This window comes from Cyclobacterium sp., assembly GCF_014762705.1.
Lineage (GTDB): Bacteria > Bacteroidota > Bacteroidia > Cytophagales > Cyclobacteriaceae > Cyclobacterium.
In genome coordinates this window covers 1-15,967 of sequence record NZ_JABURL010000068.1, presented here as the reverse complement: position 1 = coordinate 15,967, position 15,967 = coordinate 1, and the positions used below count along the sequence as shown (strand labels likewise).

Genomic DNA, 15,967 nt, shown 5'->3' with positions numbered 1-15,967 from the left:
AAATTAACTTTGTGGTGTTGCTTCCAATTTGGGGTAGTCTGTATATCCCTTTGAACCCGGCGTATAAAAGGTGTCCTGATCCCACTCTGCCAGCGGAGCATCCTGCCTGAATCTTTCTACCAGGTCGGGATTGGAAATATAAGGTTTGCCAAAGGCTACTGCATCTGCCAATCCTTCACTGATAAACCGGTTACCCTTTTCTTTATCAAAGCCAGCATTTATGATAAGTGTACCTTTAAACAGGGGTCGGTACCTTTCGGCAATGTTTGTTTCTGCGTAAGGAATTTCCGAAACATCATTAAATGGTTCTGAAAGGTGCAGGTAAGCGAGGTCGTAGTCATTGAGTTTTTCGATGATATGGTCGAAGGCAGGTATGGTCTCTTCATCCATGCTCATGCCAAACAAACCATGAAGCGAAGGGTTTAATCTCAAGCCAATACGGTTTTCCGGTATCTCTTTTTTGATGGCATCAATGATCTCAAAAAGGATTTTCGTTCGATTGGTTATACTGCCTCCATATTCATCTGTCCTGACATTAGATGTCCTGTTGAAAAACTGGTGCAAGAGGTACCCATTGGAGGAGTGTATTTCTACCCCGTCAAAACCAGCCGTCCAGGCATTTTTTGCAGCATTTCTGAAATCCTGTATGGTTTCCTTGATTTCTTCAAGGCTCATTTCTTTTGGTGTTACCGTTTCCTTAAAACCTTTTGGAGTGTAGGCTTTGGAATTGGGATTGATGGCAGAAGGGGCCAGGGGCAATTCTCCATTGTGAAAGTCCGGATGAGAAATCCTGCCTACATGCCATAACTGTACGAATATTTTACCCCCCTGCGCGTGTACGGCAGATGTCACTTTTTTCCAACCCTCCATTTGAGCAGCAGTATGGATACCGGGAGTATTGATGTAGCCCACTGCTTTTTTGGAAATTTGTGATCCCTCTGTTATGATCAGCCCTGCACTAGCTCGTTGGGTGTAGTAATTAACCTGAAGTTCGGTTGGCGCATTGTCAGGGTTATCAGCCCTGCTTCGTGTCATGGGGGCCATCACTACTCTGTTGTTGAGTAAGAGGTCACCCATCTTTAATTTTTCCAATAAAGGTTGTTTTTCCATGTATGTATTTGATTTTCTATTAGTTAGCATAATTTGATTGCTGGATTAAAATATTAAATAAACAAAACAAACCTATTAATGTACATACAACCTATGTTTATACATAATAGTTTCTTTTTCGGTAAAAATTGAAATGAGGATAAAAACTAAAAAAAGTAATAAAATTTCTTTCAATACCAATTAAAGGTTTGGTATTTTAATAATTTGAATTTCTTTTCGTTTGTAAGTAATTTATTTTTCAAATTATCGTATGTTTGATATATTCAATTAAACCCATTTTATAACCTTATGTTCAATGAAGTTTCACATACTAAAAGACATTGAACTTTGGAAATTGGTGGCAGATGGTGATCAAACAGCCTTTGATCATATTTATCTAACCCATGCCAAAGACTTATACAAATATGGATTTCGATTCACGCAGGATACGGAATTGATCAAGGACGTAATACAAGATGTTTTCATTCATATTTGGGAGTCCAAAAATGTGCTTTTCATCAATAAGTCAATAAAATTCTATCTTTTTTCATGCTTTAGGAGGGAGGTAATCAAGCGTGTCAACGTAGCCTGTAAATACGAGAGTATTGAGGATTACCATTCTAAAATTTCCTGGGAAGTATCTTTTCAGGAAATATTAGAGGAAAATCAGATCAGCCTTGATTCAACCCACAAACTTAGTCGAGCAATTGACGCTTTACCTCTAAGGCAAAAAGAGGCAATCTATTTGAGGTATCTTCAGGAATTGACCTATGACGAAATCTCTGAATTAATGGGAGTTCAAATTCCTTCAATCTACAATTTAATATTTAAGGGAATCAAATCCTTAAAGACCGTTTTGTCACACAGTGATTTCACGTCCAAAGTTATTTTTTTATTCTATTTTAATTTGCATTGGTATTAATTAAATTGGTTAAAACACTTCTTTAGGTTTAATTTATTGGTTAATACCTCAAGTATTCCAAAAAAATATTAAATTTTTTTGGAATTGGAGATGAGATTTGTAGCACTATTTTCTCTTTAATACATATAGCAGAAGATTAATGAAGTCATACAACACCATAGAAGATTTTTTGCAGGATAAATCCTTTTTATCCTGGGTATTACATGATGATACTTCGAACGGTTGTTTTTGGGAAAAAATGGCTTCAGATAAGGAGAAAGGAATAATTTTAAACCAGGCCAGGTTAATTTTGCTGGAATTTCAAGCGACCGGGGAGGATTGGGAAGAACAGGATCAACTTTTGTTGCTTTCCAGTATCCACCAAAATATTCAGCAAGGAAAACCCGGGAGGGGGCATTACACAGTGAAATTAGACCATTCCAATAAAAATCATTGGAGGAGGTTTTCGATGCTTTTGTTAGTGATTTTCATTTCAATGATGGGGTTTTTGGCATTTGATGTGGTAAAGTATCATACAGCACCAGAATTGGGAAAAACTGAAAATAAGCCACATTGGATAACCAAATTCAATCCAAAAGGGCAAAAATCAAAGATTCATTTGCCAGATGGCAGCACGGTAATCATCAATGCCGATAGTGAAATCAAATACAGGAGTGATTTTGGCGTGAATAATCGGGAGATTCATTTGATTGGTGAATCTTTTTTCGAAGTGGTCCCGGATAGTTTATTACCTTTTCGGGTATTTTCCGGGAAAGTCATCACTACTGCCCTTGGTACTTCCTTCAATATTCAATCCTATAATCCCGAAAAAATTAAGGTTCAACTTGCTACAGGTAAGGTTGAGGTCGTAAATGAGCTGCTGGAAAATCAACTTGTTTTTCTTGAGCCAGGAGAGGAAGTGACATCTGTTGGAAACCAAAAAATCACCAAGAGTAAATTTAATCCAAAAAAAGCCTTTTCCTGGAAATCAGGAGTTTTGTTTTTTGACAATGCCTCGCTTTCTGAATTTGAACTAACACTTGAGCGATGGTATGGGGTAGAAATTTCTCTGGAGAATAAGCCAAAACAGAAGTTAAAAATATCGGGGGAATTCAAGGACAGCTATTTAAGTAATGTTTTGGAATCCGTTGGATATGCATACGGGTTCAATCACATCATTGATCAAAAAAAAGTTAAGTTAGTTTTCGAACATTAATCAAATTGGATGAAGAAAACAGATCGATAAAAAAACAAAGCCAATGATTTCTCATTGACTTTGTCCGGCAAATAGAAAGATTTATCAGATGTTACCTATTTGCCTTTGTTTTACTGAAAACTCACAATAAAACACCCAAATTTATGGAAAAATTATTACATGCCCTATGTATGATAGGAAAATACTATTTGTATGGATTTCTGATCCAGATGCTTTTTTTACCACTGATCTATGCGGCTCCTTCCAATGCCCAGGGTTCACTGGATATTAAGCAAGTTCACCTGAGTTTAGACCTTGAAGATGTTTCTTTGGAAGAGACTTTTTCTGAGATAATGAGGTTAACGGAGTTTTCTTTTATTTACGACGATCGTCTGCTTGAAGGCGCAGATCAGGTAAGTATTCAGATTGAGGATCAGACACTGGAATCCGTTTTGTTATCCCTTTCTTCTTCCCACCAATTGGCCTTTAAGCAGGTGGATGATAAAATCAGCGTAAAATTTTCGAAATCAAAAGACAGGTCGAAAGCTGTACTCGTTGAAGTAACGATTACTGGTACGGTTGTGGATGCAAATGGTGACCCCATACCAGGGGTGACGGTATTTGTTCCCGGTACCAACTCAGGAACAGCCACCGATATGGATGGAAAATATTCGATAGTCGTTCCCGAAGGCTCCTCCCTTGTCTTTTCCTTTATTGGGTTTGAGAGTCAGACGGTAGAAGTGGGAAATCAAACCACCATTAACATTACCATGGAGCAGAGTGCACAGGCACTCGACGAAGTTATTGTTCTCGGTTATGGTACTCAAAAGAAATCCGAACTAACCAATGCAGTGGTTCAAACCTCCGGTGAGGAGGTTAAAAAGTCATCAGCGGTATCCCTCTCCAACGCCTTATCTGGAAGGTTGGCAGGCTTATATGTCAACCAGCGAAGTGCAGTTCCAGGTTTCGATGATGCGCAAATACTGGTAAGGGGATTCAATACCACCAGAAATAATTCGGCATTAATTGTAATTGATGGTGTAGCTAACGCAGATCCTGATGGGCTCAACCGATTGGACCCGAATGATATAGAATCCATTTCTGTTTTAAAAGATGCCTCAGCAGCTATTTATGGAGCCCAATCTGCTGGTGGAGTGATTTTGGTTACTACAAAACGAGGAAAGACCGGGAAACCAACTTTTAATTTTTCCACTTCCCATTTGTTTCAGTCGCCTACCATGAAGGTTAAGTCGGCAGGTGTTTTTGACTACATGGATGTTTTGAACCGGAATAGGGTACTGGAAGGTGGTGGAGCAGTATTCCCAGACGATTTGGTGGAGTCTTTCAGAAATGGGAGCCGTCGTGCGGAAGATTGGTGGGATGCCTTGGTAGACCCTCCCGCAATCATTTCCAGGCAATCATTAACCATGCGTGGCGGATCTGACAGGATTAGGTATTTTACTTCTGTAGGAATGGTCAATCAGGGAGGTATACTCCGCGCCGATGATATTACGAAGCTCAAACAATACAATGTACGTGCAAACCTGGACGTAACCGTTACGGATGATTTGGAAGTTGGAATTGATCTGTCGATCCGACAAAAATTCACGCAATCTCCTCAAGGTGGCTCAGGTGCTATTGGGGCCTTTGCTTCCACCAGTCCCTTGCAGGAGGCTTATATTGGAGGGGATTACAGATATCCTGGAGAAGGTTGGTCCCATTTAAATCCTGCCGCCCGGCTTTTAAGTCCGGGATATAGACGAAATACAGGAGATGTAGCCAATGGTACCTTCAGGTATAAATACAAGATTCCATTTGTGGAAGGCTTGTCGGTGGACGGTTTTGCCTCTATTGTAAAGACTTTCAATTACAATAAATCCTTTGATTACGTATGGGATTATTACGAGAGAAACTCCGAAGGAGTTATTGTAAAAAGAACCTCGCGTACTGTTGAGGATATCGGGTTAAGGGAGGATTTTAACCAAAGTACGATGATAACCCTGAATTCGAAAATAGCTTATGATAGGGTTATCAAAACCAATCATAGGGTAAGTGGATTCATTGCTTACGAGCAAATGACCTATGATGACAATTTCTTTTGGGCGCAAAGGTTAGGATTTGATTCTCCCCAAATTGACCAGCTTTTCGCAGGTAGCGAAAACAGGAGTCAATGGAACAATAGTGGAGGTGCCAGCGAAAATGCCCGGCAAAACTACTTTGGACGCTTAAATTATGAGTTCAGCAACAAGTACTTGTTTGGTTTTAACTTCCGGTATGATGGATCCCCCATTTTTCCAAAGGAAACCAGATGGGGCTTTTTTCCGGGCTTGTCGGCAGGATGGGTAGTAAGTGAAGAGGCATTTATGTCGGACAACCTTTTTAGTAATTTAAAACTAAGAGCATCCTGGGGCAAACTGGGAAATGACAGGGTAGACCCTTTTCAGTACATTGGCCGGTTTGGATACGGACCTGGTTGGGTAGTAAATGGTGCCGATGTACGGGGAATAGCGGCTCTGACAACTCCAAATCCCAATATAACTTGGGAAGTTTCCGAATCAACGGATATTGGATTGGAGCTGGGTTTTTTGCAGGATAGATTGACTTTCGAAACGGATGTCTACCGAACATACACGACCAATATCCTGGGCAGAAGGCAGGCTTCTATTCCAGGCTATACCGGACTGATTTTACCCGATGAAAATATCGGCGAGATGAAAAGTCACGGGATAGAATTTCAATTGGGTTTTAGGGAACATTTTGGGCTGGTCAATTACAGAGTTAGTGCCAATTATTCCTATAACGACAATGAAATCATATTCTTCGATGAAGTACCTCAGGCTGAGCCCTATCAAAATCTGGAAGGAATGCCTATAGGTTCAGAATTGGTTTACAATGCCATTGGTATTTACCGTACACAGGATGACCTGGATTCCTATGTCAGCTACCCCAATGCTACTTTAGGGAGTCTGATATTCAATGATTTGAACAACGATGGTGTCATTGACGGGAATGACCGATACCGCTACAACATCAACGCATTTCCCAGGTCCCAATTTGGAATGACCATAGGGTTTGATTATAAAAACTTCGACCTGACAATGTTGCTTCAGGGGCAAGACGGGGGGAAGTTCAGGCTTGACAACGGCTTTGATACGGGAGCCAATGGAAATGGATTGGCCTATGTGGCCAACAATACTTATGATTTGGAGAATACTGATGCAATCCTTCCTAGAATTCGGCCGGTGGGTTTTGCCGCACAAAACAATGATTTCTGGTATCACAATGCCAGATGGGTCCGCTTTAAATCTGCTGAGTTGGGTTACAATTTACCAGGACCGCTTATGGATAGAATCGGTATTTCTGGATTACGGGTGTATTTATCAGGGGAAAATTTATTCATGATTTACAATAATCTGGCAGAATTTGGTGCAGGTGATCCTGAGTTTCTCAGTGGTAAAGGGGGTACATACCCCAATATGAGAACTCTGGGTTTTGGTCTTAATCTTTCTTTCTAATGAAAAACGTTATGAAAATCAGCATTAAAACAAGCAGCCTGATGAAAAAATTTTATATCATACTGCTAACTGGATTTGTTTTCTCCGCCTGCAACGAAGACCTTCTTGAGGTAACTCCCCTGGATGCTATCTCCGAAGAAAATGTATTTACCGATCCCACCTTTCTACAGAATTATGTATATAATATGTACAACGGGATTAAACCTCATTGGAGACCAGGTAGCGGTGGCTATATTGGTATGACCGATATAGCAGTTTCTGCTCCCGATACGCACGACAGGGCTGCTGGAATACGCCAATATTTGGAGGGAAATATCACCCCTGACAATGTTACCCAATTGACCAATATTTGGGCGGAGCAATATGATTTTATTCGTAGAGCCAATATTTTCTTTGAAAAAACCGAAGGATCAAGTATTGATGCAGAACTCCTTAACGGCATGAAGGGAGAAGTACACTTCCTCCGGGCCTGGATGTATTTTGAGCTGATCAGAACCTTTGGTGGGGTACCCTTAATTACCCAAAGCTTTAGCTTGAGTGATGAGTCCTTCGATGTTTCCAGAAATTCCTATGATGAGTGTGCCCAATTTGTTTTGGATGAAGCTGATTTGGCCATTACCCTTTTAGAAGGTGTAACCCCAGCCGCCGGTAAAATTAGCAAAGAAGCCGCCATGGGATTAAAGGCCCGAATGTTGTTGTACATGGCCAGCCCGCTCAATAACCCGACCAATGACATGAGTAAATGGCAGGCAGCAGCTGCAGCGACTAAGGCCGTGATCGATGCGGGTTTTACCCTTCACGAAAATCACGAGGAGTTGTTTCTTCAGCCTCTTGAAACGAATGAAACGGTTTTTGGCAGAACGTATACAGCCGGATCCAGAATCCCGGATTGGGGGTATAATTATGACTATTGGCCAAGTGGTTTTGATGCCCGGCAGCGACTCATGCCTACCCAGCAATTCATCAATATGTTTCAAATGGAGAATGGAGAATACCCTTATTTAGCTGATGGAATGACAGTCAACCCCAATTCCGGTTATGACGAACAAAATCCAAATGTAAACAGGGATCCCAGGTACTACAGTTATATTTTATATCCGGGTGCAGGGCCGGTAAATATCATCGATGGGTCAAAAAGTACGCAAAGACTATACGAATATTGGGAGGATGCGAATCCTAATCCAGACAACCAACCCCCCTATGAAAATCCCAACAAAATTGATCCCATAAATAATCAGACCCTTTTTGATTTTGGGAGGGATTCAAAAACCTATTGGGTAAAAGGACTAACTCCTTTTCACTGGAGGGTTCAGACCGGTTATACGTTTAGAAAGCTGTTGGATTTTCAGGGCCCAAGGGCAAGTTTTGATTTTGATTACAGCCAAACGACGATTTTCATGCGATTGGCAGAATTTTACCTCAATTATGCCGAAATTCAGATGGCTTTGGGTAATGAAGATTTGGCCAGGGAATACATAAATAGGGTAAGAAAAAGACCCTCCGTCGATATGCCCGAAATTACCAGTTCTGGTGATAATCTAGTAAGGGATTATCGCAATGAACGTGCCGTAGAACTACATCTGGAGGACATGCGATTTTGGGATTTGTTGCGTTGGAAAGCTGCTCCCGGAAATATCGACATCAATCCAATAAGAGGGCTAACCAGTGTTACAATGGATTGGTCCACAGCGGAAGAAGGTGATTTAATGGGTACCTTAAACTATACCTATGGCGAAGTACCCGAGGTGGATCCCCGCTTTCCCTGGCCGGGAGATTTCTATTATAGGTTTCCAATACCCAGAGAAGAAATTCAACGCAGCAATAATAATATAGAGCAAAATCCCGGATATGAAGATTGATAAGTTGGTATAGTTGTTAATAGAATTTTTCCACAGAGAAGAAAGCACATTTGCGCTTTCTTCTCTGTGGAATTTTGCCTTAGCAGTTGCGTAAGTTCGTAATTAAATGATCCTGTCTCAGATGAATAATTTCTTGTGTTTTTGTTTTAATTTTTATAAAATTTCAAGCATATGGGGTAGCCTACTCTCTATTGCTTTGTTCTTTTTTTTGTTGGGCTGTGAAATACCTGGCGATGAACACCCCCTATTCGACGAACTTTCCATTCCTGCCACGGGGATAGACTTTTCGAATAATCTGACGGAAAATGATTCCATTAACTATTTTAACTACATGTATATTTATATGGGAGGAGGAGTGGCTGTAGGGGACTTTAACAATGACGGCCTGCAAGATCTTTATTTTACAGGAAATATGGTCCCAAACAAACTTTACCTCAACAGAGGAAACATGAAATTTGAGGATGTAACCGAACTGGCTGGTGTTGCAGGTGATGACAGGTGGATGACGGGGGTCACGGTTGGTGACGCAAATCAGGATGGTTGGATGGATATTTATGTCAGTGTTTCAGGTAAATGGACAACAACAAAAAATTTATTGTTTATTAACAATGCCGAGGAAGGTGACATCCCCACCTTCACCGAAATGGGAGAAGCCTATGGATTGGCGGACGCCGGAAATAGCACTCAGGCTGTCTTTTTTGATTATAACGGAGATGGTCTTCAGGACCTGTATGTAATAAATTATCCGATTGTGCCTTCACGCACAAGTATGATGGAGTACCTTACCTACCGTAATGCTGCACCCTATCACCGCAGCGACCGGCTTTACAGAAATGAAGGGAATGGAAACTTTACTGAACGGACCCGGGAAGCCGGACTTGATAAATACGGATTGTCTTTGGGTGTGTCAGTTGGAGATTTTAATCAGGATGGTTGGCAAGACCTGTATGTGTCCAATGATTTTAGTACCCCCGATTTTTTTTACATCAATAATCAGGACGGGACTTTTACAGATTTAAATCTGGAACTCACCAATCATACCTCCTATTTTGGAATGGGAACAGATGTGGCTGATTTCAATAATGATGGTTATTTGGACATTTATCAGGTGGATATGATGCCCAAAAGTTACCGAAGGGCTAAGGAAAACATGGATAGCATGGATCCAGATCGCTTTTATTCCATGGTAAATAATGATATGCACCACCAATATTCTATTAATACACTCCAACTGCATATGGGTAATGACAGCAATGGTTTGCCGCGTTTTGGAGATATCGGAAAAATGGCTGGGGTATCCTCCACAGATTGGAGTTGGGCCTCTCTGTTTGCTGATTTTGATAACGATGGTTATAAGGATATTTATGTAACAAATGGTGTAAGAAGAGATATTAACAATAGTGATTATTTCAGAAGTGATGAGGTGCAAAATTTCGAAGAAGGAAATTCACTTGATCTGACCAAAAAGATTCCATCTGAAAAAATCAAGAACTTTGCCTTTCAAAACAAAGGAGATTTAACCTTTACCGATGTATCAGAAAGCTGGGGCATAAATTTTAACGGCTTCTCTAATGGAGTGGCATACGCAGATCTGGATAACGATGGGGATCTGGATTTGGTAATCAATAACCTGGATGATCGGGCAAGCATTTATGAAAATAATGCCAGTGAAAAGGATAGTGCTAATTTTTTACAAATTGAGTTAAAGGGGAATGCCGCAAACACTTTGGGTATTGGAGCCAAAATTTGGTTGGAAACGGATGCAGGAACCCAGTACCAGGAACTGACGCTTACCAGGGGTTTTCAATCTTCTGTAGACCCAATCATTCATTTTGGAATTGGAAAGGCAGGTTCAATCAAGAAGATCAGGGTTCTATGGCCCGATGGCCGTGAAAGTCTGCTGGAAAACATTCCCGCAAACCAAAGAATCACACTAAATGATTCCGATGCTGAGGAAGCTAGACCTGCTAAGTCGGTTTCTCAGCCTGGTTTATTCAGCGACATTACTTCCCTTACCTCCATAGATCACCAGCATACTGAAAACACCTTTGATGATTTTCAATATCAGGTATTGTTGCCACACAAAATTTCGGAGTACGGGCCCGGACTTGCAGTTGGGGACATCGATAATGACGGTTTGGATGATTTTTATATCGGAGGGGCCTCTGGTCAAAGTGGAAAAATGTTTGTACAAAATCAGGATGGAACCTTTGCTGAAATTCTTCATGAACTATGGGAAAAGGATAAGTTCCAGGAGGATGTAGGGGCCATGTTTTTTGATGCAAACGGAGATGGCTTGTCTGATCTTTATGTGGTATGCGGTGGCAACGAACTTCGTAAAGGAGATGCCTATTATCAGGATAAGTTTTATATAAATAGGGGAGATGGCTTATTTGAAAAATCAGAAACGGCTCTGCCTATCATGAGAGAAAGCGGATCGGTAGCAGTTGCCTCGGACATAGATCAGGATGGAGACCTGGACCTTTTCGTAGGAGGGAGGGTAGCACCTAGAAATTATCCCCATGCCCCAAAAAGTCGAATTTTGAGGAACAATAGTAGTGGAGATGAAATAAAATTTGATGATGTTACCGAAGAGGTAGCGCCTGAGTTGCTGGATTTGGGAATGGTGACCCAGGCCATGTGGGTAGATGTGGATGGGGATAAATTGGATGATTTAATGCTGGTAGGCGAATGGATGGGAATAACCTACCTTAAAAATAAAGGAGGTAAATTTATCAATGCTTCAAGTAATGCAGGATTGGAGCATACCAAAGGTTGGTGGTTTGGACTTATTGGAGAGGACTTTGACAATGATGGGGATATCGATTTCATTGTTGGGAATCTGGGGAAAAACTACAAATACCAGGCAAGCCAGTCATCTCCTTTCAGCCTTTATGTCTACGATTACGATAATGACAGTAAGGATGATCTTGTTTTAAGTTACTTAGACAAAGGAGTGAGAGTTCCTGTCCGGGGGAGGGAATGTTCCTCCCAGCAAATTCCAGCCATAAAAGCAAAATTTAAGGATTACAAATCCTATGCCTCTGCCAGTTTGGAGCAAATTTATACGACTGAATATTTGGAGAAATCCACACATTATGAGGTGAAAAGTTTTGCCCATCAATACCTGGAAAACCTGGGAGACGGTACATTCAGGATTTCCCCATTGGATACTTTCTCCCAAATATCCTCCATCAATACACTTGTGCCCCTGGATATAAATCAAGACGGCCACCAGGATATTATCTATGCGGGTAACTTGTACGGATCTGAAGTGGAGACGCCACGAAATGATTCCAGTTACGGGGGGCTCCTATTGGGTAATGGAAACGGGGGATTTGAAAGCCAAATGCCTTATCAAAGCGGATTGATGATACGGGGAGAAGTGAAATCAGCAAAAAAGATGAATTTGGCCGGAGGGGATGAGGGGATTTTATTTGCCAAAAACAATGATTTTCTTCAGCTCATCCGGATTGAAAAAAAGGAAAACCTAAATTTAACAGCGATTTCTCCGATTAATCCTTAACTTCTGCTATTGAAATCCGACTTTCCTTAAAAATGCTTATTGCCAAATATATGAAGGAGTCATCCATTATAAATTATTTGTTTTTCGCCGTTTTTATCGGTTTAGCGGCATGTGGCAGGGGGAAACAAGTAAATGTAGTTCATCCCGATAGCAATGCCCTCATTCATGAAACCAGCCCCTATTTATTGCAACACGCCAGTAATCCGGTTGATTGGGTGCCATGGAGCAAAGAGGCCCTGGCGCAGGCCAAATCAGAAGGAAAGCTTGTATTGGTGAGTATCGGATATGCTTCTTGCCATTGGTGTCATGTGATGGAATCAGAAACATTTGAAGATCAGGAAGTGGCCGACTTGATGAATGAACATTTTATCAATATAAAAGTCGACAGGGAAGAGCGTCCGGATGTAGATAATGTATACATGACGGCCCTCCAGTTAATTACGGGGAGTGGAGGCTGGCCGCTTAATGTAATCACCTTGCCAAATGGGAATCCACTGTATGGAGGCACTTACCATACCAGGGAACAGTGGATGCAGGTTTTGCTTGATGTAAATAAATTTTATACAGAAGATACACAGAAAGCTGAGGAATACGGGGAAATGCTGGCAAAGGGTATTCAGGAAACCAACAAGATTGTTCCCCTAACTCATTCCGACGAAACCAGCGCAGCTAATTTACAAGAAAGTATAAGTAGATGGAAAACCACCTGGGACTTGGATTGGGGAGGGGATAGGGGAGATGAAAAATTCATGATGCCTACCAACCTTTCTTTTTTATTGAATTATTCTTCAATTAAAAAGGATGAGGAATCCATGGAGCATGTTCAAAACACGCTAAACAAAATGGCACTTGGCGGAATATATGATCAGGTAGGAGGAGGCTTTTTTAGATACAGTACGGATACGTATTGGAAGGTTCCCCATTTTGAAAAAATGCTTTATGACAATGCCCAAATGCTGCGCATTTATTCCACCGCAATGAAGGAATTTGATGCCGATCTTTACAAGGACATCGTTGTTGGAATCACTGATTTTTTGGAACGTGAAATGAAACATCCTTCTGGAGGATATTATGCTGCATTAGATGCAGATACGGAGGGGACTGAAGGAAAATATTATTTATGGCAAGAAGCGGAATTGAAAGCGGTTTTGGAGGATGATTTTGATTTATTTTCCGCTTATTATTCTCTCCCATCTCAGCGAATGATGGAGGATAGTTCCATTGTGCTTTTCAGGGATAAGCCGGATAAGTTTTTTGCAAATGACCATGGAATTTCTTATGCTGAATTCCGGGATTTAAAATTAAAGTGGAATTCACTTCTTTTAGGGATTCGGCAGAAGCGCATCGCTCCCCGAAAAGACGATAAGGTAATCACCTCATGGAATTCCTTGCTCATGATTGGATTTTTGGAGGCTTATAGTGCTTCGGGGAATGAGGCCTTTTTGAATAAATCACTTGAAATACTTGAATTTCTAAAAAAATATTCTCTCAGGGAAAACCAATTGATTCATTCCTACAAAGAAGGAGGCAGTCATGTGCCCGGATTTCTGGAGGATTATGCATTTCTCATTGAGGCATTAATTAAATTATATACCCTTACCCTGAATCAGGATCATTTGAATCTGGCAGTGAGCCTAAATTCCCATGTGATCGATACTTTCCCGGATCAGGGTTCAGGTATGTTTAAGTTCAATCAGAAAGAGGAATTGATATCTCCGCTTGTGCTAACCCATGATGGTGTCTTGCCTTCTCCCAATGCTTCAATGGCTTTGAATTTGTTTCATTTAGGCCATATTTTAGGTAAACAAGAGTTTTTGAAGAAGTCGAAAAATATGGTGGCCTCCATGATGCCAAGCATCCTTTCCGACGGTCAGGCATATGGGAAGTGGAATGAATTATTGATGCATATTTCGCTTCCCTACATGGAGGTAGCCGTGGTTGGTGAAAATTCAAAAACATTGATCCAACAATTGCATGAGAAACACCTGCCCAACACTTTGATTGTAGGGTCGGAAAAGGAAAATGGATTGCCCCTGTTCAATAATAGGTTCTATGCGGGGAAAACCATGATTTATGTCTGTAAAAATAATACCTGTAAACTTCCGGTGGCTTTACCGGAGCAAGCTATTGAATTAATCCACACATCTTATGAAGAAATGTAAGCTATATTCCTTTTATGTTGTGGTTTGTTTGGGTCTTCTCACTGGTTGCGGCACCAATGCTTCAACAAAATTGAATCAGGGTCCTTTAGGAGAAGATAACCTGGCCTATAAATGGGCCCAAATTGCACTGGAAGCCACTGCTAACGATACCGAGAGATTTAAACCCCGACCGACGGTAACTTCCCGTTATCTGGCCTTGATTTTTGTATCCATGTTTGATGCCTGGACGGCTTATGATAGCAAAGCAGTTCCTGTCTATTTGAAAGATGTATCCAGGAGACCTGAGGAGGAAAGGACTTTGGAAAAAAAGGAAATTGCCATTAGCTATGCCGCATTTCGTGCACTTATGGAATATTTCCCGGGGGATAGCCTGCTTTTTACAGGATTTATGCTGGATTTGGGTTTGGATCCCGACCTGTCTTCTAAGGATCCCAAATCTCCTGAAGGCATCGGGAATTTGGCAGCTTTTTATGTAATATCTTCCAGAAAAGGTGATGGTGCCAACCAATATGGTGAAGAACCTGGTTCTTCTAAAATTCCCTATTTTGATTATACCGGATACAAACCCGCCAACTCCGCAGATGTAAATTCGGACCTTGGCAGGTGGCAACCCAAATATTTTTCCGATGGCAAAGGAGGTAGGTTTGCGCCTCCATGTTTGACGCCTTTTTGGGATAGAGTTAAACCAATCGGGCTAAAATCAGCAGACCAATTTCGTCCCGGCCCTCCTCCCAAAATCGGATCCGAAAAGCTTAATATGGAAGTTCAGGAAGTGGTGGATGTTCAATCCAATTTAACAGATTATCAAAAGGCATTGGTAGAGTACATGCGGGATGGTCCTAAATCTGTACAGCAGGCAGGTCATTGGCTGAGATTTGCACAGGATGTTTCAAGACGAGACAAGCATACCCTTGATCAGGATGTGAAAATGTATTTCTATAACCAGGTAGTGGCCATGGATGCTTTTATTGCTGCCTGGGATTCCAAGATGTTTTACGATTATGCAAGGCCTTTTGCCTTGGTTCATTCACTTTTTGAAGACCAGCAGATCTATGGATGGGCAGGGGAAAAGACAGGAATGAGCCAGTTGCCCGGGAATCAGTGGCGGCCTTATTCGCCTGAGGTTTTCCTTTGTCCCCCTTTTCCAAGTTATGTTTCAGGTCACAGTGCCGTTAGTGGTGCCTGTGCGGAGGCACTAAGATTATGGACAGGAAGTGACGAATTTGGTGAAAGCGCAACCCTGGTGGCCGGTGCCATGACGGAGCCCGATTTTTTGGGAGATACAGTTGTTCTGCATTTTCCTACGTTTACCGAAACAGCGGAAATGGCCGGCTTTTCCAGAGTTTTAGGTGGGTATCACATCCAATCCGATAATTTGGAAGGACTTGAACTAGGTCGGAATGTTGCCAATGAGGTATGGGGTTTTTATAATGCCCATGTAGGGGATTAGTTGGTTTGGCTTAAAAATGAAAACGATTGATTTGGTAAGCGTTTTGTTAATTTTCCGGTTAGTTTTACTCGGAGCAAGATGAGATTTCCCATTTTTTCTCTCTTTATAGTAACAAAGTTTATTTCCGTAATCGATGAGAATAATCAGTAGTTTAATTTTATTAGTTTTTATTTCAGGTTGTAATAAAGGTCAAAAGAATGGGGAAATACTCGATTCAGGAGACCAGGTCAGCTATAACTTTCATGTCAGGCCGATCCTTTCGGACAATTG

At 41.2% G+C, this 15,967-nt stretch carries 8 protein-coding genes; 7 read left to right on the top strand and 1 reads right to left on the bottom strand.

The window, feature by feature from the left end; translation table 11 throughout:
• Positions 1-3: 3 nt before the first annotated feature.
• Positions 4-1,110 carry an alkene reductase gene (locus HUJ21_RS12650; RefSeq protein ID WP_291370336.1) on the bottom strand — a complete coding sequence of 369 codons (1,107 nt, stop codon included), beginning with the start codon at positions 1,108-1,110 and terminating at the stop codon, positions 4-6.
• Positions 1,111-1,405: 295 nt separating this feature from the next.
• On the opposite strand from HUJ21_RS12650, the gene HUJ21_RS12645 reads away from it, so the two are divergent.
• The 7 genes from HUJ21_RS12645 (at position 1,406) to HUJ21_RS12615 (ending at position 15,697) form a co-directional block, all read left to right on the top strand.
• The gene (locus HUJ21_RS12645) at positions 1,406-2,011 is read left to right on the top strand and encodes a sigma-70 family RNA polymerase sigma factor (protein WP_291370334.1); all 606 of its coding nucleotides are present in this window, start codon (positions 1,406-1,408) and stop codon (positions 2,009-2,011) included.
• Between the two features lie 139 nt (positions 2,012-2,150).
• Positions 2,151-3,206 carry a FecR domain-containing protein gene (locus HUJ21_RS12640; RefSeq protein ID WP_291370332.1) on the top strand — a complete coding sequence of 352 codons (1,056 nt, stop codon included), beginning with the start codon at positions 2,151-2,153 and terminating at the stop codon, positions 3,204-3,206.
• Between the two features lie 143 nt (positions 3,207-3,349).
• Entirely contained in the window at positions 3,350-6,700 is a 3,351-nt protein-coding gene (locus HUJ21_RS12635) for a TonB-dependent receptor (protein ID WP_291370330.1), read from the top strand.
• A 41-nt stretch (positions 6,701-6,741) separates the two neighbouring features.
• Positions 6,742-8,559 carry a RagB/SusD family nutrient uptake outer membrane protein gene (locus tag HUJ21_RS12630; RefSeq protein WP_291370328.1) on the top strand — a complete coding sequence of 606 codons (1,818 nt, stop codon included), beginning with the start codon at positions 6,742-6,744 and terminating at the stop codon, positions 8,557-8,559.
• A gap of 121 nt (positions 8,560-8,680) precedes the next feature.
• Positions 8,681-12,085, top strand: a complete 3,405-nt coding sequence (locus tag HUJ21_RS12625) for a VCBS repeat-containing protein (RefSeq protein WP_291370326.1) — start codon at positions 8,681-8,683, stop codon at positions 12,083-12,085.
• Between the two features lie 32 nt (positions 12,086-12,117).
• On the top strand, positions 12,118-14,247 hold the full coding sequence (locus tag HUJ21_RS12620) for a thioredoxin domain-containing protein (protein ID WP_291370324.1): 2,130 nt from the start codon (positions 12,118-12,120) through the stop codon (positions 14,245-14,247).
• On the top strand, positions 14,234-15,697 hold the full coding sequence (locus HUJ21_RS12615; protein WP_291370322.1) for a vanadium-dependent haloperoxidase: 1,464 nt from the start codon (positions 14,234-14,236) through the stop codon (positions 15,695-15,697). The genes HUJ21_RS12620 and HUJ21_RS12615 overlap by 14 nt, the downstream gene beginning before the upstream one ends.
• Positions 15,698-15,967: the final 270 nt, after the last annotated feature.

What these genes read in the sequence shown, in the direction of transcription:
- HUJ21_RS12650 (WP_291370336.1), bottom strand. Translation starts at nt 1,110, where the DNA reads ATGGAAAAACAACCTTTATTGGAAAAATTAAAGATGGGTGACCTCTTA.
- HUJ21_RS12645 (WP_291370334.1), top strand. Translation starts at nt 1,406, where the DNA reads ATGAAGTTTCACATACTAAAAGACATTGAACTTTGGAAATTGGTGGCA.
- HUJ21_RS12640 (WP_291370332.1), top strand. Translation starts at nt 2,151, where the DNA reads ATGAAGTCATACAACACCATAGAAGATTTTTTGCAGGATAAATCCTTT.
- HUJ21_RS12635 (WP_291370330.1), top strand. Translation starts at nt 3,350, where the DNA reads ATGGAAAAATTATTACATGCCCTATGTATGATAGGAAAATACTATTTG.
- HUJ21_RS12630 (WP_291370328.1), top strand. Translation starts at nt 6,742, where the DNA reads ATGAAAAAATTTTATATCATACTGCTAACTGGATTTGTTTTCTCCGCC.
- HUJ21_RS12625 (WP_291370326.1), top strand. Translation starts at nt 8,681, where the DNA reads ATGAATAATTTCTTGTGTTTTTGTTTTAATTTTTATAAAATTTCAAGC.
- HUJ21_RS12620 (WP_291370324.1), top strand. Translation starts at nt 12,118, where the DNA reads ATGCTTATTGCCAAATATATGAAGGAGTCATCCATTATAAATTATTTG.
- HUJ21_RS12615 (WP_291370322.1), top strand. Translation starts at nt 14,234, where the DNA reads ATGAAGAAATGTAAGCTATATTCCTTTTATGTTGTGGTTTGTTTGGGT.